At 39.0% G+C, this 21542-nt stretch carries 21 protein-coding genes; 6 read left to right on the forward strand and 15 right to left on the reverse strand.

Features of this window, described 5'->3' with window-relative positions; genetic code table 11:
* Positions 1-51 precede the first annotated feature (51 nt).
* Positions 52-1251 (reverse strand): endonuclease/exonuclease/phosphatase family protein, encoded by a 1200-nt coding sequence (locus DQ356_RS04970; protein WP_185123768.1) that lies wholly within the window; start codon positions 1249-1251, stop codon positions 52-54.
* A 229-nt stretch (positions 1252-1480) separates the two neighbouring features.
* On the opposite strand from DQ356_RS04970, the gene DQ356_RS04975 reads away from it, so the two are divergent.
* On the forward strand, positions 1481-4345 hold the full coding sequence (locus DQ356_RS04975) for a carboxypeptidase-like regulatory domain-containing protein (protein ID WP_114303370.1): 2865 nt from the start codon (positions 1481-1483) through the stop codon (positions 4343-4345).
* Between the two features lie 34 nt (positions 4346-4379).
* Positions 4380-5786 carry a DUF5689 domain-containing protein gene (locus tag DQ356_RS04980; protein ID WP_114303371.1) on the forward strand — a complete coding sequence of 469 codons (1407 nt, stop codon included), beginning with the start codon at positions 4380-4382 and terminating at the stop codon, positions 5784-5786.
* 329 nt (positions 5787-6115) lie between these two features.
* Here DQ356_RS04980 and DQ356_RS04985 read toward each other — a convergent pair whose 3' ends face one another.
* The 5 genes from DQ356_RS04985 to DQ356_RS05005 all read right to left on the reverse strand — a co-directional run bounded on the left by DQ356_RS04985 (position 6116) and on the right by DQ356_RS05005 (position 9648).
* Positions 6116-6541 carry a DUF6702 family protein gene (locus DQ356_RS04985; protein ID WP_228420642.1) on the reverse strand — a complete coding sequence of 142 codons (426 nt, stop codon included), beginning with the start codon at positions 6539-6541 and terminating at the stop codon, positions 6116-6118.
* Positions 6542-6650: 109 nt separating this feature from the next.
* Positions 6651-7412 carry an LOG family protein gene (locus DQ356_RS04990; protein WP_114303373.1) on the reverse strand — a complete coding sequence of 254 codons (762 nt, stop codon included), beginning with the start codon at positions 7410-7412 and terminating at the stop codon, positions 6651-6653.
* A gap of 7 nt (positions 7413-7419) precedes the next feature.
* Positions 7420-8133 (reverse strand): nucleotidyltransferase family protein, encoded by a 714-nt coding sequence (locus DQ356_RS04995; RefSeq protein ID WP_114303374.1) that lies wholly within the window; start codon positions 8131-8133, stop codon positions 7420-7422.
* Entirely contained in the window at positions 8130-8546 is a 417-nt protein-coding gene (locus DQ356_RS05000; protein ID WP_114303375.1) for a RapZ C-terminal domain-containing protein, read from the reverse strand. The genes DQ356_RS04995 and DQ356_RS05000 overlap by 4 nt, the downstream gene beginning before the upstream one ends.
* 7 nt (positions 8547-8553) lie before the next feature.
* A complete protein-coding gene (locus DQ356_RS05005; protein WP_317048683.1) occupies positions 8554-9648 on the reverse strand; it encodes an aminoglycoside phosphotransferase family protein in 1095 nt (364 codons plus the stop codon).
* Between DQ356_RS05005 and xrtF the strand changes: the two genes are divergently transcribed.
* Genes xrtF through DQ356_RS05020 form a run of 3 tightly spaced genes read left to right on the forward strand, consistent with a single transcriptional unit; the run spans position 9631 to position 11319 of the window.
* Positions 9631-10155, forward strand: a complete 525-nt coding sequence (xrtF, locus tag DQ356_RS05010) for an exosortase family protein XrtF (protein WP_114303377.1) — start codon at positions 9631-9633, stop codon at positions 10153-10155. The two genes, DQ356_RS05005 and xrtF, sit on opposite strands and share 18 nt — an antisense overlap.
* Complete coding sequence (locus tag DQ356_RS05015) at positions 10152-10589, forward strand: exosortase F system-associated membrane protein (RefSeq protein ID WP_114303378.1); 438 nt, start codon at positions 10152-10154, stop codon at positions 10587-10589. Before xrtF ends, DQ356_RS05015 begins: the two co-directional genes overlap by 4 nt.
* The gene (locus tag DQ356_RS05020; RefSeq protein ID WP_114303379.1) at positions 10582-11319 is read left to right on the forward strand and encodes a WG repeat-containing protein; all 738 of its coding nucleotides are present in this window, start codon (positions 10582-10584) and stop codon (positions 11317-11319) included. The genes DQ356_RS05015 and DQ356_RS05020 overlap by 8 nt, the downstream gene beginning before the upstream one ends.
* 10 nt (positions 11320-11329) lie before the next feature.
* Here the strand turns inward: DQ356_RS05020 and DQ356_RS11435 are convergent, their stop codons facing one another.
* From DQ356_RS11435 to DQ356_RS05050, 6 genes are all read right to left on the reverse strand, one after another.
* The gene (locus tag DQ356_RS11435) at positions 11330-11839 is read right to left on the reverse strand and encodes a DUF6973 domain-containing protein (protein WP_114303380.1); all 510 of its coding nucleotides are present in this window, start codon (positions 11837-11839) and stop codon (positions 11330-11332) included.
* Positions 11840-11893: 54 nt separating this feature from the next.
* Positions 11894-12745, reverse strand: coding sequence for an acetyl-CoA carboxylase, carboxyltransferase subunit beta (gene accD, locus DQ356_RS05030; protein ID WP_114303381.1), 852 nt, complete (start codon positions 12743-12745; stop codon positions 11894-11896).
* Positions 12746-12858: 113 nt separating this feature from the next.
* Positions 12859-13929, reverse strand: a complete 1071-nt coding sequence (gene fbaA, locus DQ356_RS05035) for a class II fructose-bisphosphate aldolase (protein ID WP_114303382.1) — start codon at positions 13927-13929, stop codon at positions 12859-12861.
* A gap of 83 nt (positions 13930-14012) precedes the next feature.
* Positions 14013-14873 (reverse strand): NAD kinase, encoded by an 861-nt coding sequence (locus tag DQ356_RS05040; RefSeq protein ID WP_114303469.1) that lies wholly within the window; start codon positions 14871-14873, stop codon positions 14013-14015.
* Positions 14874-14883: 10 nt separating this feature from the next.
* Entirely contained in the window at positions 14884-15537 is a 654-nt protein-coding gene (locus tag DQ356_RS05045; RefSeq protein WP_114303383.1) for a CBS domain-containing protein, read from the reverse strand.
* 100 nt (positions 15538-15637) lie between these two features.
* Complete coding sequence (locus DQ356_RS05050; protein ID WP_114303470.1) at positions 15638-16174, reverse strand: RNA methyltransferase; 537 nt, start codon at positions 16172-16174, stop codon at positions 15638-15640.
* Between the two features lie 184 nt (positions 16175-16358).
* On the opposite strand from DQ356_RS05050, the gene mutS reads away from it, so the two are divergent.
* A complete protein-coding gene (mutS, locus tag DQ356_RS05055) occupies positions 16359-18944 on the forward strand; it encodes a DNA mismatch repair protein MutS (protein ID WP_114303384.1) in 2586 nt (861 codons plus the stop codon).
* Between the two features lie 2 nt (positions 18945-18946).
* On the opposite strand, the gene DQ356_RS05060 is transcribed toward mutS, so the two are convergent.
* From DQ356_RS05060 to DQ356_RS05070, 3 genes are read right to left on the reverse strand one after another with little or no spacing between them, the layout of a single operon-like run.
* Positions 18947-19330 (reverse strand): energy transducer TonB, encoded by a 384-nt coding sequence (locus tag DQ356_RS05060; RefSeq protein ID WP_114303385.1) that lies wholly within the window; start codon positions 19328-19330, stop codon positions 18947-18949.
* A gap of 33 nt (positions 19331-19363) precedes the next feature.
* Positions 19364-20566 carry a BaiN/RdsA family NAD(P)/FAD-dependent oxidoreductase gene (locus tag DQ356_RS05065; RefSeq protein WP_114303386.1) on the reverse strand — a complete coding sequence of 401 codons (1203 nt, stop codon included), beginning with the start codon at positions 20564-20566 and terminating at the stop codon, positions 19364-19366.
* 44 nt (positions 20567-20610) lie between these two features.
* Positions 20611-21540, reverse strand: a complete 930-nt coding sequence (locus tag DQ356_RS05070) for a YihY/virulence factor BrkB family protein (RefSeq protein ID WP_114303471.1) — start codon at positions 21538-21540, stop codon at positions 20611-20613.
* Positions 21541-21542 lie beyond the last annotated feature (2 nt).

Raw genomic sequence — 21542 nt, forward strand, 5'->3', positions numbered from 1 at the left:
GAAAAAAAATGCCTCCACATCGGAGGCAATTTTCTGTTATGATTTAATCTATTATTGAGCCTGTCGTTGTACAATGACAAACGCCGGAAAGTGGTCGCTATATCCACCTGTAAAAGTATCGCCGCTCCACGAACGGAAAGGATATCCTTTGAAATTTCCTTGTTTGGTAATCAGGTAGCGTGGCGCATACACTTCTGTTTTGTATACAGAATATTCTTTTCCAACAGTATCGGAAATCAAATTTTGAGAGACAATAATCTGATCAAATAAATTCGGTGCATCCCGATAAGCCAGAGAAGCAACGCCTCTTTTATAAAGGGGATACATTAAATTAAGATAAGGTTTTTCCGGGCTTAAATCTTTTGGAGTGTAGGCTGCTTTTAAGTGATCTTTCAAACTGCCGCTCACCGGATCATCGTTGAAATCTCCCATGGCAAACAGTTTTGTATTTGGGTTTTTAGAAATAATTTCATCCATTTCTTTTTTCAAAACAGTAGCCGCTGCATTTCTTTTTGGTGCCGAGGCTGCTTCGCCACCACTTCTGGAGGGCCAGTGGTTTACAAAAAATGCCACTCTTTCATTATCCAGATAGCCGATCACCACAAGGATATCCCGTGTGTAAGATCTTTTTCCGTCGGAATTAAAAATAGGAACTTCCTTTTTATAAGATGAGGTTGGGGTAAATCTTCTTTTCTGGTAAATAAGCCCGACATCTACGCCACGGTAATCGTAAGAATTGTAATGAATAATACCGTAATCGTGTCTTGCAAGAGATGGTTGCTTGATAAGGTCTTCAATCACCTGGCGGTTTTCCACTTCAAGAAGTCCTACAACGGCCGGAGCGGTGTTGGTATATTGTACTCCTAATTCTGAAATAACGCGGGCAGAATTCTCGAGTTTTTTCTTATAAACACTTGTGTTGTAATTTTTTCCGCTTTTGGGAGTAAACTCTTCAGACTGGCCTTGGAGACGGACCACTTTTTTGCCAATCAGAGCTTCATTAATCCAAGGTCCGAAATATTCTTCAGTAACTTCTAAAAAAGGAATAGAATCCACAGGAATGCTTCGGTGAAAAGCAGGGTTACTAATGCTTTTGGTGCCGTCTATATAATCCGCAGACTGTATAGTGTCCCAAAGATTTTCAACATTCATAAAGCCAATAGTGGCTACTTTCCGCAGTTGACGGTCTTGGGAAAAACCCATAAAAAAAACAGAAAGCAATAGTGCAATAAATAATTTTTTCATTTTCATTAAATATTCTTTTGCAAAAGTAATTCAAATTTAAATAAGCGCAATTTTAAAAATTGGTAATTTTATAGGGCAAAAAATATAATCAATCTGGTCTTAGATGCTGATCAATATCACATGTTAAAAATAATTAACTCAAAAAGATAAAATATTTAGAAATAAGGCGTAAATTTGTGCCCCATCTTTAAATAGCTGGATATTAGCATATAAAAGCAACTAAATTATAAAACTTATGTTTAAAAGGTTATCATTTATCACCATGTTTACACTGCTACCCGCATCGTACTACTTTGCGCAGACCACAGTGTATGGCTACCTGAAAGATGCTGATGCGAAACCTGTAGAGAACGCTGAAATTGACCTGAAAGGAACTGAAGGTGATGTTTCGGCAGACAAAATCGGGTACTTTCAGTTTGTAGATCTTATGCCCGGGCACTATCAGGTTGTTATTACAAAGCCGAATTTCGAAACCAAAGTTCTGGAATTTGATGTAACAGCGGATGAAAAAAGAAGGGATTTAGGTGTCATTACCTTATACTCTGCATTGACGGGAGCCGAACAAGGCCTTGCCTTTATTGAAAGCACCGGTGATGAAGAGAACTCCAGCCAAGCTTCCACAGTCGGGCTTTTACAATCTTCTCAGGATGTTTTCAGCAGAATTGCAGCTTTCGACCTGGGAGCATATTGGTTCAGGCCAAGAGGAATCGACGGAAGAAACGGTGAAGTTATGATGAATGGTGTTTCCATGGTAAAATCTGACAATGGAAATGTAGATTTCGGAAATTGGGGAGGACTCAACGAAATTACCCGTTATCCGGAAATTGCAGCCAATCATTCTCCTTCGGAATATGCTTTCGGCGGAGTAAGTTCCGTGATTTACAAAAACACAAAGGCCAGCGAATACCGAAAAGGCTTTCAGTTTACCCAATCTCTTACCAACAGAAATTATAGAAATCGTACTTCACTGCGTTACAGTTCCGGGATGAACAGCAAAGGCTGGGCTTTCACGGTGATGGGTGCCAGAAGATGGGCTCAGGAAGGTATCCAGGAAGGAACTTTCTACGATGCTTACGGAGGTTTTATTGGGGTTGAAAAGAAAATTAATGACAAACACACCATTACTTTCAACGCTATTGGTGCGCCTTACAAAAGATCTACTTCTAGCCCGAGCACACAGGAAGTCTACAATTACAGAGGAGTTCATTACAACTCTTATTGGGGGTATCAGGATGGAGAAAAAAGAAGCGAAAGGGTAAGACAAGGCTTCCAGCCAATTTTCCAGTTGCAGGATTTCCTTAAATTAAGCGATAAATCCAGCCTTTGGACTACCGTTTCTTACCAGTTCGGAAAAGACAAAGCTTCCCGTTTAGACTGGCAAAACGTGCCCAATCCATCGCCTACTTATTACAGAGATTTACCGAGTTTCTACGCAAATCAAATAAAGGATGCTTTAGCTGCTAATCCGGCAGCTGATGTTTCAGGGCTTGAAACTGCATTGAAAACAGCACAAGAAGCCTGGTCGAGCGGAAACCCAGCTTTCACACAGATTGATTGGGACCAAATCTATAGAAACAACGCAGCGCAGCCTGTTATTTCAAAATATGGTGTTACGGGAAGAAGATCAGTTGTTTATCAGGTAAATGATGTTTCCGATGATAAAATCTGGAATGCAGCTACACATTTCGTACACAACTTTAATGATGCTACCCGTTTTATCCTTAACCTTTCCTATCAGAATTACAGAGCAGATCAATACAGAGAAATCAAAGACCTATTAGGTGGCGATTTTGCTTTTAATATTGATCCTTTTGCCAGCAGAAATCAACCGGGGAAATCAGGTTTATTAAATGAAGGAGAAGCCAATATCGCTAAAAGAGAAGGCGATAAAATTGGATACGATTATACTTTCAGAAGACAGGAAGCAAAAATAAATCCGGGTCTGAAATTTTCTACATCTAAATGGGATATTTTTGTTTCTGCAATGGCAGGATACTCAAGTTCCAGCAGAGAAGGAATGTTCAGACATTATTTGTATAAAGATTCATACGGTAAAAGCAAGGATTATGATTTCTGGAATTTCGGTTTGAAAGGTCAGGCGATTTACAGAATTGACGGTAGAAACTTCCTCGTTTATAACGGAGCTGCTTTCAATCAGGCACCGTTTTTGGAAGATCTTTTCATCAATCCAAGAGTGAATTCTTCGGTTGCACCTAATGTTAAGAGTACGGTATATTATGCTAATGACCTTAGCTACGTCCTGAATTCTCCGTTTGTAAAAATGAGACTTACAGGATTTATAGTGGACAGCGAAAACGAAACCAATGTACAGCGTTTCTTTGCAGACGGAATTCAATTGGAAACCACCGATGACCAAGGAAATGTAACTCCATTGCAGAGTGCTTTCGTCACTCAGGTGATGTCGAACGTAGAAAAAAGAAATATGGGTGTAGAACTCGGACTTTCCTATAAACTGACTCCTTCCTGGGAACTTCAGGGATTGGCAAGCTACGGACAATATGTTTATAAAAATAATCCTGAAACATATTTCGCTTCTGATGCTGCCGGAGTTTTTGCAGATGGAAATTCATTCCTTGAGTTAGGAAAAGCATACCTCGACGGTTACAGACAAGGTGGAACGCCACAGCAGGGATATTCCTTAGGAGTTCGTTATAATTCGCCTAAATACTGGTGGATTGGAGCCAACTGGAACTACCTTGATGACAATTATTTAGATCCGTCTGCGATTATCAGATCAGAAAGATTTGTACAGAACCCTGAAACTTCAACACCGTTTGCAGGAATCACCGAAAGTGAACTTAGAAGATTGCTTCAGCCACACAAACTGCCGTCTGCTTTCTTCATCAATGCAAATGTTGGAAAATCATGGTTGTTAGGGAAATACTATGTTCTCATTACCGCTTCTGTAAATAATATTTTGGATAACACTGATTACATTACCGGTGGCTTCGAGCAAACAAGAAATGTTTCCTTCCCTGGTTTTCAGCAGGATCAGGACAGAGAATTTACGCAGTTTGGACCAAAATACTGGTACACTCAAGGGCGATCTTACTTTATTAATTTACAACTTAGATTCTAATTTACTTTTTACATTCATACTAAAATAATCAACAATGAATATCAAAAATCTTTTAAAAACGGCATTAAGTATTGTATTTGCTACGGCTACATTAGCTTCCTGCGTACACAATGACGACTGGGATACCCCGCCGATCAATTGTGAGAACAAATTTGCTGCGCCTACCATCTCGCTGAAGGATTTTATCGCGATGGCACCAGCTTCGGGTACAATAAAATTCCCTGACGGTGAGGGCGTTACAGACGTTATTATTGATGGATATGTAGTATCTTCAGACGAACACGGTAATTTCTACAAAACAATTTCTTTCCAAGACGCTCCGTCGAATCCAACTGCAGGAATGCAGATTGAAGTAGACAAATCGGGGAATTTTGCAGATTATCCTGTGGGAACTCATATCCGAATCAGAGTAAACGGTTTGGTATTGGGTCTCGACAGAGGAACTGTGAAACTGGGTGCTGTAGATCCTAGTTTTGCCATCGGTAGAATTCCGGGAGTTTTAGTTTCTAAATATATTTCAGGAGTTTGTAATGGAAACACGCTGGACATTCAGGAAATCACACCGCTTCCATTAGCGAGTCTGACTGAAGCTAAAGATCCAAAATATTTGAATATGCTGGTTTCTGTGCCGAATGTGCAGTTTCCCATCGGATTGTTAGTTCCGGAAGCTGACCGTAAAACTTATCTGGAGTATGCAAATGGAATCGCTGCAGATACCGACAGAACTGTGGAAGATGCAACAGGAGGTTCTACTATCATTAGAAATTCTTCTTTTGTAACTTTTGGAAAAACATTATTACCAAAAGAAAGTGGTACTCTTACTTTCGTGGTGAGCCGTTACAACACTAACTTTCAAATGCTGATCAGAGGTACAGAAGATGTTGATTTTACAGAACCGAGATTTGATGCTACTCCAGGAAAAGGAGGTACAGACATTCAGTACTTGGGGAATTTTACAGAAAACTTCGAAAGTTACAGCCCGGTAAATCAGGAAGTTTTCCCAAAATACATCAATGATCCTTTGTTAGGGAATAGATATTGGCAGCTAAAAGAATTCGGAGGAAACAAGTATATCCAACTGAGTGCGAATGCCGGGCAAGGAGCTTATAAGACCTATTTTATAGTTCCTGTAGATTTCACTACGGCTAATCAGGTTTCTTTCCGAGTGAATGTTGGTTTCCATAATGGGAATGTATTGAAAGTGTATACTTCTACAGATTACGTTCCTATGGGAGATATTTCTGCAGCTACACTTACAGATATTACTTCCAGCTTTACCATTCCTACAACTCCGGCTTCAGGATATGGAGTGCTTACCAATGCAGGATCGCATACTTTCAATCCAGCATTGCAGGGTAATGGTTTTGTAATTTTTGAATACACTGGAGCAAATCCTGGCGCAACAACTACCATTCAATTGGATGACATTACGGTGAACTAAATTTGACCTATAATAATATATAAAGACTGCTCTGAAAAGGGCAGTCTTTTTTGTATTGAATATCTTAAGAACGAAGCAATAATAGCGAAAATAATTTCAGAATTCCCAATGATAGTTGATGCTTTCATTTTACTTAGAAAGTTACTTCAGTTCTCTCTTTCTAAAAAATAACAATGTAAGCAGGCTTGCAAAAAAAGAAATAATGAGTGCTTCTTACAACGCTGTAGTTTGCTACGTAATTAAAAAACAATAAAACCTAAAATAAATCCTCCAAAAAAAGTGAATTTTGGTTTATGATTTAAAAAGGAGTGGGTAGTATATCCACTTCATTAAAAGGTCACTTCATTGGTCTCTTTTCCTCGTTGGAAATTCATTGTGCGTTGTTTGCCTTTATAAGCGATATTCACAAGGTTGAGTTGTCTTGGGAAAGTTCCGAGAAGGATGGAATTTCTAATTCGCAAAGTAGTAATTTCTGCAACGCCGCTGGTCTCAAAATACACCCAAACGGTTTCTCCACTCACCTGGCTTCCTGTGAAAGTTAATGTTTTCGCAGATCCATTGATGTAAAGATCGAAGTTATTATTGACGTATTTTTTCACTTCCGCTTCAAAACCCGCTGTATTGGGATTTATTTTTATCGCGTCTGATATATGTTTGGTATTCAGCTTGGTAGTAAATTTTAGTGTTTTGCTTCCTTCATTGTAATCCGCTTTCGTCATTGATGAATAAAAATCGGCATCCGAAAAGCTTAACATTATAAATAATGTTAAAAGGCCTATAATATGTAAAAAATTTTTCATCTAAGTGTTATATTATTTAAAGTACAAATATAATTGTTTTAATATTTGACAAAAGATATGCCAATTAAAAGTTAACCGTAATGGCGTATTTTTCATAAAACGCTTTAATATGAGACACAGCTTCATCCGCTGTATCCACAACTCTGTAAAGTTGAAGATCATCTTCAGAAATCATTCCTTGCGAAAGTAACGTCTCCTTAAACCAATCCAACAAACCGCTCCAAAATTTAGAACCTACCAAAACGATGGGAAATCGGGCAATTTTTGCGGTTTGAATCAAAGTCAAAGCTTCCGATAATTCATCCAGAGTGCCGAAACCTCCGGGCATGACGATAAATCCTTGCGAATATTTTACAAACATCACCTTTCTTACAAAAAAGTAATTAAAATCCATCGAATAATTCTTGTCGATATATGGATTGAAATGTTGTTCAAAAGGTAATTCTATGTTTAGTCCGATAGACTTTCCACCCGCATTTTTGGCACCTCGGTTTCCGGCTTCCATAATTCCGGGACCGCCTCCGGTGATGATTCCAAAACCCAATTGCGTAATTTTTTCGGCGATTTCAACCGCTACTTCATAATATTTGTCTTCAGGCTTTAAACGTGCTGAACCGAAAATAGAAACACAAGGGCCAATTTTCGCCAGCTTTTCGTAACCATCTACAAATTCGGCCATTACTTTGAACACCATCCAGCTGTCTTTGGTAATGGTTTCGTCCCAAGTCTTTTCTTCAAAATGGCTTTGTACCCTTTGATCTATTTCCAATTCAGGACCAGCAATTACTTTAGTTAATCCTTTTCCTCTTTGTATTTTTTTGCTCATAAAATTCTTATTTAAAATGCTGCTCCGCTTCCAAAACAGATTTCGGACGGCCTACATCTACCAATTTGGCACTGTGTTCAAAACCATAAATTTCTTCCGTCATCATCAGATCCAGATATTCTTCCATAATGGAGAATTTTCCGGTTCTTGTGATATGGTTAAAAAATTGGGAATCAACACAATGAATTCCGCTGAATGCCAGTTTTTTATAATTATTATTGAATCCGGCAAGACGCTGTTCCCCGGTATCCGTATTCATCCAGCCTCTGAGAATCATTTCATTATCGAAAAGTAGTTTTCTTGAACTTTTTCGGTCGGAAACTGCCAAAGTAACGAGGCTATTTTGTTCACGGTGGAAATTCACGAAATCGGTGATATTCATATCCGTCAGAATATCTGCATTCATAATGAGGAAATCCTCTTCCTGATCCAAAAGCTTTTTTGCAAAAATTAAACCACCTCCCGTTTCCAGAAGTTGATCTTTCTCATGAGAAAATTCTATATGTGCATCGAAATGGTTTTTTTCTTTCAAAAAATCCACAATTTGTTCCCCGAAATGGTGAAGATTGATCACAAAATCATTAATTCCGAACGATTGCAGATAATGGATATTTCTTTCAATAAGCGGAATTCCGTTCACTTCCATCATGGCTTTCGGATGGTGATCTGTGAAAGGGCGCAGACGAGTACCTTTTCCGGCAGCAAATATCATCGCTTTCATGGAAGGGAAACATTGAGCTGCGGTTGCTCGTCATGATGGACAACCACGTTGGCTTCAGGATATTTCTCACGGATAAATGCAGCGGTTTCTTCAGCACAAAATACCGAGCGGTGTTGTCCGCCGGTACATCCAAAATTAATCTGAAGATGCTCGAAATTCCGATCCAGGTAATTTTCTATAGTGATGGAAATGAGGTTAATAATGTGCCCCAGAAATTCCGGCATTCTGGTTTGGGAACGCAGAAAATCCTGTACAGAAAGGTCTTTTCCGGTTAATGATTTATATTCTTCCTGCCTTCCCGGATTTAAAATTCCACGGCAATCGAAGGTGAATCCGCCGCCATTTCCGCTAAGATCTTTTGGGATACCTCCTTTTTTGTATGAAAAACTATGAATTTCGATGGTTAAGCTCATATCAAAATTATGGGTTTATATCGTTGTTAAAGTGGTGTATTTTTTCTAAAATAGAATCGGAATTTAAACTGAAAATCAATTTTCTCAATTCCGGATACTGGTTAATTTCCGGCCATGTTTTTTCGATCGTTTTCAGATTTTTCAAACCCTGTCCGATACTTTGTCTGAAATGGGGTTTTTTCTGAACCAAACCTCGGAAACCATAAGCTCCCAAGACTTGTAACGACCGGATAAGGCGCAGTGGCATAATAGAAGTCCGTAACTGTTTTTTTTCTTTTTCATCTTTAAAAAGCGAAATAAAATAGTCCATCATTTGCTGACGGAAGGATTCCGGAAAATTGGCCTTCGCCTGATAAAGAAAGGAAATCACATCGTACATTCTCGGTCCGTTCATTGCGGATTGATAGTCGATGAAATAAATTTCGTTTTTTGCCGCCATGATGTTTCTTGCCTGGAAATCTCGAATCATAATGCTTTTCGGTCCCAAGTTGGCTATTGCTTCTTCAAGGTGTCTGAATTCAGTAATCAATTTCGTTTTGTGATAGGGAATTTCAAGAATATCGACGAAAAGAAATTTAAAATAATTCAAGTCATTGGAAATAGGAATCGTATCGTAAACTGAATATTCAAACGTTTTGGAATAATCAATCTGATGTAACGTAGCTTGTTGCATTTCAAAAAGCCTCAGTAAAGAAACTTTCACCAGATTTTTTACATTGTTGCTTAATCCTTCCTTTTCAATGATTTCGCTAAGCGTTTGATCTGCGAGATATTCCTGAATATAAATTTTACGGTCGTCAGAAATAGCAAGAACTTTTGGGGTATTAAGATTTAACTTTGAAAACACTTTTGAAAAATAAAAAAAACTTTCATTTTCAGCCAGATTTTCGTTAAAAGTGATGATGTACTGGCGGTCGGCAGTAGCTCCAACGAAATTTTTTCGCGAAGATCCGCTCTGTGGAAGGGCTGTGAATCGGGAAGCCTTCCCTTGAATATACTGCTCAAAAAAATACCGGGCTTTTTCCAATGGTTTCCGTAAAGCACAAAGATAACCATTTTGCGTTCTTATTTCTATATTTGCAGGATGTTCAGGGAATTTCAACCGTCATTGATCGTACTTTTAAGATTCGCGGGAATTTATCTTCTGCTTTTTTTGGTGTATCAGACGTATCTGAACCGGACAGCACCACTAGGTTTGGATCCCTTTTCGCGTTCGGTGGCGCAACAAGTGAAGAAAATACAGGAATTTGCGGGATACGAGACAACACTTCACCACGTTCAGGAGCTACGGACAGAAAGATTTGCCATCAACGGAAAGTTTGTTTCCCGAATGGTGGAAGGTTGTAATGCATTATCAGTGATGATCCTCTTTGCTTCCTTTGTACTGGCGTTTTACAAAGGTTTTCAAACGGTGTGGTTTGTTTTAGGCGGCATTATTTTTCTCCATTTGATGAATATTTTCAGAATCATGGGACTGAATATTGTGTTGTACGAATATCCGCAATATGGAAAATTGACACACGATTATCTGTTTCCCGGATTTATTTACGGAATGGTCGTCGTTCTTTGGCTCGTCTGGATTCAGTTTTTTGCAGTAAAGAAAAGATGAAAATCGTTAACTGGCTTTTGATTTTTGTAGGAATCTGCGGGTTAATATCCGTTCGTGTGGTGGAAGGTGCGTTGTTTTACGATCCTTTTCTTTCATTCTTTAAAGAAGCCAATCCCAGCATTTCTTTTCCGGATTTTGAATGGATTCCTTTGGTTTTGCATCATATTTTACGCTGGAGTCTGAATGTTCTTTTTTCGTTGATCATTATTCAGTTTCTCTTCAAAAATAAAATGTGGACAGCACAGGCAGCTTTGTTGATGCTTATTTTTTTTGTTATTACCTTTGCCGTCTATCTCTATTGCATTTACACACAATTTGAAATAGGATATGTTTTTTCTTTTTATATGAGAAGATTTGTCATTCAGCCTTTGGTATTGCTGTTGATTGTTCCTCTTTTTTATTATAGAATGAAAATAAACCACAACGATGAATAAAAAAAATATGACGAAGGCTTTGGCTGTTGCATTAGTATTTCTTTTGAGTTTTTTAAAGGCACAGGAAAATCACGTAAACCATTCGGTTCCTGAAATTAAACCTGAAATTAAAAACAGTAACGATTCCATTCCTTCTTTGATTCCTCATAAAAGAAACGGCAAATTCGGCTTTGTAAATCAGCAGGGAAAGATGGTCATTCAGCCTGAATACAGCAATGTGGGATTTTTCACCGAAGATTGTAATCTCTTGAATTCCCCGAATGAAAAAGCACAGAAATTCGGAACCGCTGCTTATGCTTCCGTTCGCCGGAATGGCATTGATTTCAGAATTGACCGATCTGGTAAGCGTGCATATCAATTTAAAGATTCTGATTTGGGAAAATGTCCGTCAGAATTTAAAAAACAGAGATTTTATGCCTATGTTAAGAACGGATTTTACGGAATTATTGAAGAAAGCAAATTTTATGATCAGGAAGATTTTCGCCAATATAAAATCTATCCGCAATACCATTATCTACATGTAATGGAAGGTGACGATTTGGATAATCCGATGATTATTGCCTCTTTTAATGACTATTTTGGCGTTATTGATATCAATAATAATATCGTTATTCCGTTTGAGTATCAAGATATTAAACGAAATTACAGTTGGAAATTGGCCAGATTATTCGAAGTGACCAAAGACGGAAAAAACTATTATTTTATAGATGCTAAAAATCAGGGATACTAAACTTAATTTTTTATTCCAGATACACCAGTTCGTTGCCGTGATTTTCGTCTGGATGTTTTAATACTACAGCAGTTTTAGTTTTTTTTAGCAAAACGTCTATAAAAAATCCGGTTTCAAAAAATTGCCGGTGAATTCCGGGAAGCAGCTCCATAAAAAGATTCATTCCTACTTTATTATTATGCAGATCCATCTGGGCTTGCAGCGGTTCATTCGGAAACAGTTCTTCGTGAAGATCCGTCATTTTTTTACACCATTTCAAAGATTTTTCGGGCGAGGAAATTTTGCAGCAGTACATCATTATCAAACAACACCACAGTGCGTGCCGGAAAGCGTTGCCAATACCATCATTAGAATTGGTTTTGGGGAAATGTTTCTGAGCCAATGTGAAACTTTTTATCGTTGCATAAAAGCTTAATATAGCAAAAAGAGGGTGTGGAAGCACTAAGGAGAGCAGCTTGATTATTTTCTTCAAACTCAGGGTCCCCAGCGTGTTGAATATTATTTTTGCTATTTTTCTCATAAAAGAAATCTCTCCTTTGATGAGAGGAGAGATGACTTATTTATAGGTTGTTTTTCAGGTTCCGTACAGCAGGTTCACTGTTTTGGAAACAGTTTCTTTTATTTCTGTTCTTTTCACAATAAAATCTACAAAACCTTTATCCTGGATAAATTCTGAAGTTTGAAAACCTTCCGGCAAATCGCGTCCTATGGTTTCCCGAATCACTCTTGGCCCGGCAAAACCGATCAGTGCACCGGGTTCTGCCATAATAATATCAGCCGTCATGGCAAATGAAGCGGTAATTCCTCCGAAAGTCGGGTCGCAGAGATATGCAATATATGGCAAGCCTGCTTCTGAAAGTTGCGCCAGCTTACTCTGAACTTTAGCCAATTGCATCAGCGAGTACGTTGCTTCCTGCATTCTTGCACCTCCGGACTGGCATATAATCATGTACGGAAGTTTGTGCTTTATACAATAATCTACCGCTCTTCGGATTTTCTCGCCCATCACAGAACCTAAAGAGCCACCAATGAAAGAGAAATCCATACAGGAAATCACCATTTCGGTGCCGTTCACTTTTCCGGTTGCATTTCTGATAGAATCGGTAAGTTTGGTTTTTGCTTTTACTTCTTTTAGCCGGTCTGTGTAAGATTTAGTGTCTTTGAAATCCAGCATGTCCACACTTTCAACTCCTGCATCCAACTCCGTAAATTTCTGGTTATCAAACAGCATATCAAAAAATTCATTACTGCCAATTCTAACGTGAAATCCATCTTCCGGCGAAACATAATTGTTGCGCTTCAATTCTTCGTGCTCCACAATTTTTCCTGAAGGAGTCTGATGCCAAAGCCCTTTCGGAACATCTTTTTTGTCTTCGGTGGAAGTAGTGATATTTTTTGCTTTTCTTTTAAACCAGTCGAATGCCATGTTTTGAAATTTTACATTGAAAATCGTAGACTATAAATTTTTGAGACTGCAAATTTAACGGTTAAAGTCAAATTTCCTGCAATAAATCCGATTTTATAATCTTTAATCTAAAATTACTTGAGTGTATTGATGTTGTTCAGATCTTCAAACGCTTGTACAAGTCTCGTATTGAAGGTTTCTTCGCCTTTTCTGATCCAGACTCTCGGGTCATAGAACTTCTTATTCGGCTTATCGTCACCTTCAGGATTGCCGATCTGCGATTTTAGATACTCTCCTTTTTCACCCATATAATCGCGGATTCCTTCCGTATAAGCAAATTGTAAATCGGTATCAATATTCATTTTAATCACACCATAATCAATTGCTTCGCGGATTTCTTCCAATGAAGATCCAGATCCTCCGTGGAATACAAAGTTGATTGGCTTTTCGCCGGTTCCGAATTTTTCTTGAACAAATTTTTGTGAATTATGAAGAATTTCAGGCGTTAGTTTTACGTTTCCGGGCTTATAAACACCGTGCACGTTTCCGAAAGCAGCAGCTACAGTGAAATGAGGGGAAATGGCTTTCAGTCTTTCATAAGCGTAGGCTACTTCATCAGGTTGTGTGTACAGTTTTGACGAATCAACGCCTGTGTTGTCCACACCATCTTCTTCGCCACCGGTTACGCCAAGTTCTATTTCAAGAGTCATCTGCATTTTCGCCATTCTTTCAAAATATTTACAGGAAATATCCATGTTTTCTTCGATGCTTTCTTCAGAAAGATCCAACATGTGAGAAGAATAAAGAGATTTTCCGGTTTGTTTGTAGAATTCTTCGTTGGCATCCATTAGTCCGTCAATCCATGGAAGAAGTTTTTTAGCGCAATGGTCGGTATGAAGAATCACGGTTGCTCCGTACGCTTCTGCAAGTGTGTGAATATGTTTTGCACCGGCAATTCCGCCCAGAATGGCAGATTTTTGTCCATCGTTACTCAAGCCTTTGCCGGCGTTGAAAGCTGCACCGCCATTGGAAAACTGAATAATAACAGGCGAGTTCAGTTTGGCTGCTGTTTCCATAGTGGCATTCACGTTGCTGGAGCCAATGACATTCACAGCGGGAAGCGCAAATTTATTTTCTTTAGCATACTCAAAAATGTCGGAAACCATTTGACCTGTGGCAACACCTGCCGGGAACATTCTACTCATAATTTTTACTTTTTAATGTTGAAATTTTTGGGTTATTAAATATTCCGTAAAGTTAAGGAATTTGAAACAAAAGAAACGGGCTCTCAGTTCCTTTTATCTTTTCCCCAAAGCAGTTTTTGGCGAATGGTTTCATAAAAACTGAGGTTGTCGGGCTGGATCAGCAAAATCTTGAACTGTGCTTTTCTGATAATGAGCTCGGTTTCGGTATTTACATGTACCAAACGGGAATCTAATGAAAGTGAAAACTGGGATACCCGGCTGTCGACCAGAAGACGAAATTCTGAATGATCATTTACAATAAGAGGCCGTACGTTCAGATTGTGAGGCGCAATAGGCGTGATGACAAAATTTTCATTTTCTGGAGAGATAATAGGGCCGCCGCAACTCAGGGAATACGCTGTAGAGCCTGTCGGCGTAGAAATAATGACGCCATCACCCCAGAAAACGTTCAGGAATTCATCATTAATATAACTCTCCACCGTTATCATAGAAGTGGTTTCTTTTCTGGAAATCGTGATATCATTCAGCGCAAACGGAAAAAAAGAAGGTATTTTGGGAGATACAATTTCGATGACGGATCTTTTGGAAATTTTATATTTTCCTTTCAGCAAGCTGTCCAGTTCCAAGAAAACCTGCTCTTTTGTAAAACTTGCCAGGAAACCTAACCGTCCCGTATTCACACCTACAATCGGAATTTCGCTATCCTGAACAAATAAAAGTGAGGTAACCAAAGTTCCATCGCCGCCAAAAGTGAAAAAAAGATCTACCTTTTTATCCAATAAATCTTCTTTGGAGGAAAAGGATTCTATATTTTTTGAAAACTGCATTGCAATTTCGGCATGAAGCACGGGTGTTACCTTTCTTTCGTCCAACTCTGAAATGAATTTGCTGAGGTAGAAGAAAGTATCCAGATCAGTTTTCTGCGTATAGATAGCAACTTTCATAGAAATCAGATTAAAATTCAAGGTATTTTTGGAAAAAATCAAATCGGTCTTTCAGCAGGTCTTCTTTTTCGTCAATATAATGTTTTTGAACGACATTGTAGCCATATCTTTCGAAAGTTTCATCTACAGAACTCAGGGAATCACCGCTTATTTTCAATGTTAGCCAGAAATTATCTTCATGAATGGCACTCACAAAACAACCGTAAATTTTCGCATTATTCTCCTCTACTATTTTTGCAATTTCCGTGAAAGAGTAGTGCTTGGAAGTCGTTTGCACCGTCAGTATTGCACCATTTTCAGAGAAAAGTGGATATTTGGAAAATTCAGTAAAGACGTCGTCGCAGGAAATGTACCCCAGATATTTTTCGGTTTTACCGATCACAGGAACTACATTGGCATTAAAAATATGAAAGAGTTTCACAGTATCCAGAATACTTCCGTCTTCCATAATGGCAAATTTCTCATAATGGAGTTCCAGCGTGCTCAGGCTGCCTTCCGGGCTTTCTTCTAAAAAACTCTGGCTCAGCGCACCACAATAAATTCCTTTCTTTTTTATGAAAATATGAGAATATCCAAATTCTTTGGCAATTTCCGAAGCTTCTTCTATCGAATCTGAAGTACTGAATGCCGGATAATCTTTCGAAACATAATCTTTAATAAACATTATGCTAAAATACTAAAAATTACAGAAAGAACATTTTGAGAAATAGTGAAATATTAGAAAAGAAAATGAGGTTTTCTTTAAATATGAGTCGTGTTTTGTATTATTTCAGCTTTTTGAAAAACTCCCACATCGCGATTGCGGCACACACCGAAACATTCAGCGAATGTTTGGTTCCCAATTGAGGGATTTCGAGGAAAGCATCATAACTCTTGAAAGCTTCATCGGATAATCCTTCCACTTCATTTCCCAGCACCAGGGCGTATTTCTTATTTTTCTGAATACTGAAATCGTCAATATTTTGGCTGTTGGTGGTTTGTTCAATCCCGATAATTTCCACACCTTCTTTTTTTAAATTCTGAAGTGCCGTTGAGATTTCCTTTTCAAAAATCCAGTCTACACTTTCCGTAGCTCCCAGTGCAGCTTTATGAATTTCACGGTGCGGCGGAACCGGTGTAATTCCACACAGAACAATTTTTTCTATGATAAAGGCATCAGCAGTCCGGAAAACAGCACCTACATTATGCATACTCCGAACATTATCCAAAACTACAATCAGCGGGATTTTCTCCGTTTGTTTAAAGGTTTCCACATCGATTCTTCCCAGTTCCTCGAGTTTCAGTTTTTTGGTGGTTGACATTTTCGTATTTTTGGCAAAATTAATTTTTAAACCCCAAGTCACAAAGTTTTGTCACGGCGTACAGAAAAATTTAATCAAATCCATCTGGTAAAATCCGTGCAATCTGTGAGAATCAAAATCAAAGCAGTCACAAATTTTAATAATATCATTTGTGAAATCTTTGAAATTTGTGAGAAATAACCCCATGGCAAAAGCAAAGAAAGAAACCCCGTTAATGACGCAGTACAACACCATCAAGGCGAAATATCCTGATGCTTTGCTGCTCTTCAGAGTTGGGGATTTCTATGAAACCTTCGGTACAGATGCCATCAAAACTTCACAGATTCTGGGAATTGTTTTGACCAAAAGAAATAACGGTGATTCTCACATTGAACTTGCTGGATTTCCGCACCATTCCATTGATTCTTATTTGCCAAAACTTGTTCGGGCAGGGCTTCGCGTAGCCATTTGCGATCAGTTGGAAGATCCAAAAACGGTAAAAGGTATTGTGAAGAGAGGCGTTACAGAACTGGTGACACCTGGCGTGACTTTCAATGATCAGGTTTTAAATTCCAAAACCAATAACTTTCTGCTTTCCGTTCATAAGGAAAAAGAAAAATACGGTTTTGCATTAATTGACATTTCTACCGGTGAATTTTTAGTTTCAGAAGGAAATCTGGAAAAACTGCTTCATGTAGCACACACTTTCGATCCCAGCGAAATCATTTACCAGAGAACAAAAGAACTCCCTTTACCGTTGAAAAACAAGAATTCCTTCAAGCTGGAAGACTGGGCTTTTCAGCATCAATATGCATCTGAAAAACTCACCGGCCATTTTAAAACCAATTCATTAAAAGGATTTGGGATTGAAGAAATGCAATTGGGAATTACCGCTGCTGGTGCTATTTTCGCTTATCTGGTGGAAGATACACATCATAAATTGTTGTCGCATATCACGAAGATTCAGCGCATACCTCAGGATGATTTCCTGATGATGGATAATTTTACACTGCGCAATCTTGAAATTGTTTATCCATCCAGCAAAGATGGGAAAAGCCTGCTCAATATTGTGGATAAAACGGCCACCCCGATGGGCGGAAGGCTTTTAAGGAGAAGAATGATTCTTCCGCTGAAAAATGTAGATGAAATCAACAGAAGGCTTTCACTGATTGAGTTTTTCAACAATGAAGATTTTCTGAAGTTTGAAATTTATAATCTGCTGAAATCTATATCAGATCTGGACCGGCTGATGGGAAAACTGGCTGCGGAAAAACTTTCACCGAAAGAATTAGGTTATCTGCGGCAAAGCTTAATTGCAATCAAAGAAATCAAGGAAAAACTGAAACCTCATCATGATCTTTTGGCCTGGCTTCAGCCTCTAAACGATCTTTCGGAAGTCATTAGCTTTTTGAGCTCTCATCTCCATGAAGAACTTCCTGTAAGCCTGTCTAAAGGAAACGTGATCAGAGAAGGAGTGAATGAGGAACTCGACCGTTTGCGAAACCTTCAGACAAAAGGCAAGGGGTTTCTGGAGGAAATGTGCCGGCGTGAAGTAGAACGCACCGGAATTTCTTCGCTTAAAATTGATTTTAACAATGTATTCGGCTACTATATTGAAGTCAGAAACGCTCACAAAGACAAAGTTCCTTCCGATTGGATCCGCAAACAGACGTTGGTGAATGCCGAACGCTACATTACTGAAGAACTAAAAGAATACGAAACCCAGATTTTGGGTGCTGAAGAGAAGATTTCTGTTCTGGAGCATCAACTTTATCGCAGTATTTGCGAAAATGTGATGAATTATATGGATCAGATTCAGGAAAATGCCCATCTTATTGCGCAGCTGGACGTCGCGGTAGGTTTCAGCGAATTGGCAGTTTCAGAAAGTTATACAAAGCCGATCTTGAACGATGGTTTTGCGATAGATTTGAGGGAAGCCCGGCATCCGATTATTGAAAATGCGCTGCCTTTAGGAGAAAAATATATTCCGAATGATATTTATCTGGACAGGGATTCGCAGCAAATCATTATGGTGACAGGCCCGAATATGGCGGGTAAATCCGCAATTCTTCGTCAGACTGCATTGGTTTGTCTGCTGGCGCAGGTAGGAAGTTTTGTTCCCGCAAAGCATGCGGAGATCGGGGTTTTGGATAAAATCTTCACCCGGGTTGGTGCCAGCGATAATATTTCTGCGGGCGAATCAACCTTTATGGTAGAAATGAATGAAGCGGCCAATATTCTCAATAATATTTCGGAACGAAGCCTTATTCTGCTGGATGAAATTGGGCGCGGAACTTCAACCTACGACGGTGTTTCCATTGCGTGGGCCATTGCCGAATATCTGCATCAGCATCCTACGCAGGCGAAAACCCTTTTCGCTACCCATTATCATGAACTGAATGAAATGACGCTGAATTTCGAAAGAATCAAGAATTTTCACGTTTCTATTCAGGAGAACAAAGGGAACATCATTTTTTTAAGAAAACTCGTTCAGGGCGGGAGCGAGCACAGTTTCGGAATTCACGTTGCCAAGCTGGCAGGAATGCCGGCAAAAGTGGTGAACCGTGCAAATGAGATCCTGAAAACACTGGAAGAAAGCCGTACTCAAGGGAGTTCCAAAGAAAACATTAAAAAGATCACAGAGGAAAATTTGCAACTTTCGTTCTTTCAGCTGGATGATCCCGTTCTGGAAAATATCCGCGAGGAACTTACCAAAATCGACATCAATACCCTTACTCCTATTGAAGCACTGATGAAACTGAATGCGATTAAAAAAATGATCGGGAGGTAATATTATTGAAAGTTCATGGTGATAGGGAATCTGAACATGAATTTCACCGGCTCTCCATTAATTTTGGCGGGACGCCACCGCGTTTTGATTGTGGATAAGGTGCGTACGATTTCTTTTCCCAATGAAGCATTCCCCGTATATTGGATGTCGGAAATTTTTCCTTCTCGATCGATGACAAAAGTAGCTTCACAAGATAAGCTGCCGCTACCACGAATTTTTGACGCATCAAAACCGTTTGTTATTGCTTTACGGAATTCAATTATACCTCCGGGAAATTCGGCGTTTTCTTCTACCATAGTGTAAATAGAATCTGTTTTTACAGGTGTTTCCTGAGCGGATACAAAAAGGCCTAAGAAAACGAACAAAAGGGGATATATTTTTTTCATTTTTTAAAAGTAGTAAATATTTGGTAAATATCACTAACCATTCAAATCCTCAGCCATTAGCCATGCTTCGCTCCAGCAGGCCTGAAAGTTGAAACCGCCGGTTACGGCATCAATATTCAGGACCTCGCCGGCGATATAGAAGTTTTCCAGAATTTTGGACGACATGTTTTTGAAATTAATTTCTTTCAGTTCAACGCCTCCTGCCGTTACAAATTCATCTTTAAAGGTCGATTTTCCCTCTACTTTAAAAGTTTTCCGACAGAGTTGGTCCAACAAACTTCTCATTTCTTTTTGTGAAATCTGAGCCACCTGTTTTTCAGGGTTTATCCGTGAAACTGCCAAAAGCTGATTCCAGAAACGTTGGGTTACATTGAATATTTTACTTTGCCCGATGGTCTTTTTGGGATGTTGCTGTTTAAATTCTGCGAAGATTATTTCGGCATCTTCTATGGTTTCTGCACTGAAGTTCACTTTTATTTCAAACTGATAATTCAGGTCAAAAAGTTCACGGGCTTTCCATGCAGAGATTTTAAGAATGGCCGGCCCAGAAAGTCCCCAATGGGTAATTAGTAGCGGGCCGCTTTCCTCAATTTTCAGTTTCGGAATCGAGACTTCTGCCCATTCGAAACTGGTTCCGGGCAGTTCATTCAACAATTCATCATGAATATTAAAAGTAAATAACGAAGGAACAGCAGGCACGGTTTTATGGCCGAGATTCTCCAGGATTTTCAGGGATTTCGGTGAACTTCCGGTGGTATAGATTATATAATCAGCGATGAATTCGCCGATATTGGTTTTAACCAGATACTGATTTTCGGTTTTCTGAATTTCCCGAACGGTCGTTTTGGTGACAATTTCAAAGTTCTTTTCCTGAATTTCTTTTTTAAAACAATTGATAATGCTTTGTGAAGAATTGCTTTCGGGAAATATCCGGTTGTCGTTTTCTATTTTCAGCGGCACATTTCTGTTTGCGAACCATTCCATCGTGTCACCAGGTTGAAATTTGCTGAACACGCTGAGCAATTCCTTATTACCTCGGGGATAGAATTTCACCAGATCTCTGGGATCGAAACAAGCGTGTGTTACATTGCACCTTCCGCCACCGGAGATTTTTACTTTCTGAAGAACATCGGAATTCTGCTCCAGAATTTTTACTTCATACTTCTTTTCATCAAGATTTGCAGCGCAGAAAAATCCGGCTGCTCCGCCGCCGACTACAATGATTTTTTTTTTCATTCGTTGAAATTACGCCTCAAAGTTCCGAAAATAGTCAGAAAAGATCAGGATTCTTCTTCCTCTTCTTTCAATTCTTCTTTATACGCTTTCAATTTGCTCCATTTTGCATGTTGTGAGGGGATGATGCGATAACCCTTTTTGTAGGAATATAGTTTGGTAAATTCCGCGCCGAAGAAGACCAACATGCAGGAATAATTAATCCACATCATTATAAGAATGACCGTTCCGGCAGTCCCAAAAGCAGAGGTAGGTTTGAATTCTGAGAAATAAAGACTCAAGAGAAATTTACCCAATGTAAATAAAACGGCCGTCATGAGTGCGCCTCTCCAAACCGGTTTCCAGCTTAGTTCAACATCGGGCAACACTTTGAACATGAGTGCAAAAAGAAAAGTGACGACTCCGAAAGCAACGGCAAAATTAACAAACTCTGCCAGCAGATAGGTTTCGAGCCCAAAATATTGTGTAATCCAGTTGTTGAAAATACTGATTAATGAAGATAGAATCATGGTAATCATCAGCAGAAATCCTAAGATGAGGATCATTCCTAAAGAATTCGCACGATCCAGAAGAAATTTTATCAGTGCTTTTTTCGGTGCTGGTTCTACATCCCAAAGCTCGTTCAGGGAGCGTTGCAGCTGGAAGAATAAAGTGGTGGCACCAAAAACCAGAGAACCGATTCCGACAATTTTCATAAAAATATTTTCTTTGTCGATGAGTGCTCCGGCAATCATGTCTTCTACACTTTTAGAAACATCGCTTCCCATCAACCCGCTGATCTGTTTGCTGATTTCACCCCGAATAGCTTCTTCCCCAAAAAAACCGCCGGCAATCCAGATGATAATAATCAACAATCCCGGAATGGAAAATATAGCATAATAAGCCAATGCAGCCGCATCTTTAGAGGCGTTGGAGTTATTCCACTCTTTAAAAGTATCTTTAATAACAGGCCATAAAAATTTAATTTTTTTCATGATGA

Origin of the sequence: Chryseobacterium lacus, assembly GCF_003336205.1 — a bacterium.
Taxonomy (GTDB): Bacteria; Bacteroidota; Bacteroidia; order Flavobacteriales; family Weeksellaceae; genus Chryseobacterium_A; species Chryseobacterium_A lacus.

Coding starts and splice junctions, on each gene's coding strand:
- DQ356_RS04970 (WP_185123768.1), bottom strand. CDS start 1,251: ATGAAAATGAAAAAATTATTTATTGCACTATTGCTTTCTGTTTTTTTT.
- DQ356_RS04975 (WP_114303370.1), top strand. CDS start 1,481: ATGTTTAAAAGGTTATCATTTATCACCATGTTTACACTGCTACCCGCA.
- DQ356_RS04980 (WP_114303371.1), top strand. CDS start 4,380: ATGAATATCAAAAATCTTTTAAAAACGGCATTAAGTATTGTATTTGCT.
- DQ356_RS04985 (WP_228420642.1), bottom strand. CDS start 6,541: ATGTTAAGCTTTTCGGATGCCGATTTTTATTCATCAATGACGAAAGCG.
- DQ356_RS04990 (WP_114303373.1), bottom strand. CDS start 7,412: ATGAGCAAAAAAATACAAAGAGGAAAAGGATTAACTAAAGTAATTGCT.
- DQ356_RS04995 (WP_114303374.1), bottom strand. CDS start 8,133: ATGAAAGCGATGATATTTGCTGCCGGAAAAGGTACTCGTCTGCGCCCT.
- DQ356_RS05000 (WP_114303375.1), bottom strand. CDS start 8,546: ATGAGCTTAACCATCGAAATTCATAGTTTTTCATACAAAAAAGGAGGT.
- xrtF (WP_114303377.1), top strand. CDS start 9,631: ATGTTCAGGGAATTTCAACCGTCATTGATCGTACTTTTAAGATTCGCG.
- DQ356_RS05015 (WP_114303378.1), top strand. CDS start 10,152: ATGAAAATCGTTAACTGGCTTTTGATTTTTGTAGGAATCTGCGGGTTA.
- DQ356_RS05020 (WP_114303379.1), top strand. CDS start 10,582: ATGAATAAAAAAAATATGACGAAGGCTTTGGCTGTTGCATTAGTATTT.
- DQ356_RS11435 (WP_114303380.1), bottom strand. CDS start 11,839: ATGAGAAAAATAGCAAAAATAATATTCAACACGCTGGGGACCCTGAGT.
- accD (WP_114303381.1), bottom strand. CDS start 12,745: ATGGCATTCGACTGGTTTAAAAGAAAAGCAAAAAATATCACTACTTCC.
- fbaA (WP_114303382.1), bottom strand. CDS start 13,929: ATGAGTAGAATGTTCCCGGCAGGTGTTGCCACAGGTCAAATGGTTTCC.
- DQ356_RS05040 (WP_114303469.1), bottom strand. CDS start 14,873: ATGAAAGTTGCTATCTATACGCAGAAAACTGATCTGGATACTTTCTTC.
- DQ356_RS05045 (WP_114303383.1), bottom strand. CDS start 15,537: ATGTTTATTAAAGATTATGTTTCGAAAGATTATCCGGCATTCAGTACT.
- DQ356_RS05050 (WP_114303470.1), bottom strand. CDS start 16,174: ATGTCAACCACCAAAAAACTGAAACTCGAGGAACTGGGAAGAATCGAT.
- mutS (WP_114303384.1), top strand. CDS start 16,359: ATGGCAAAAGCAAAGAAAGAAACCCCGTTAATGACGCAGTACAACACC.
- DQ356_RS05060 (WP_114303385.1), bottom strand. CDS start 19,330: ATGAAAAAAATATATCCCCTTTTGTTCGTTTTCTTAGGCCTTTTTGTA.
- DQ356_RS05065 (WP_114303386.1), bottom strand. CDS start 20,566: ATGAAAAAAAAAATCATTGTAGTCGGCGGCGGAGCAGCCGGATTTTTC.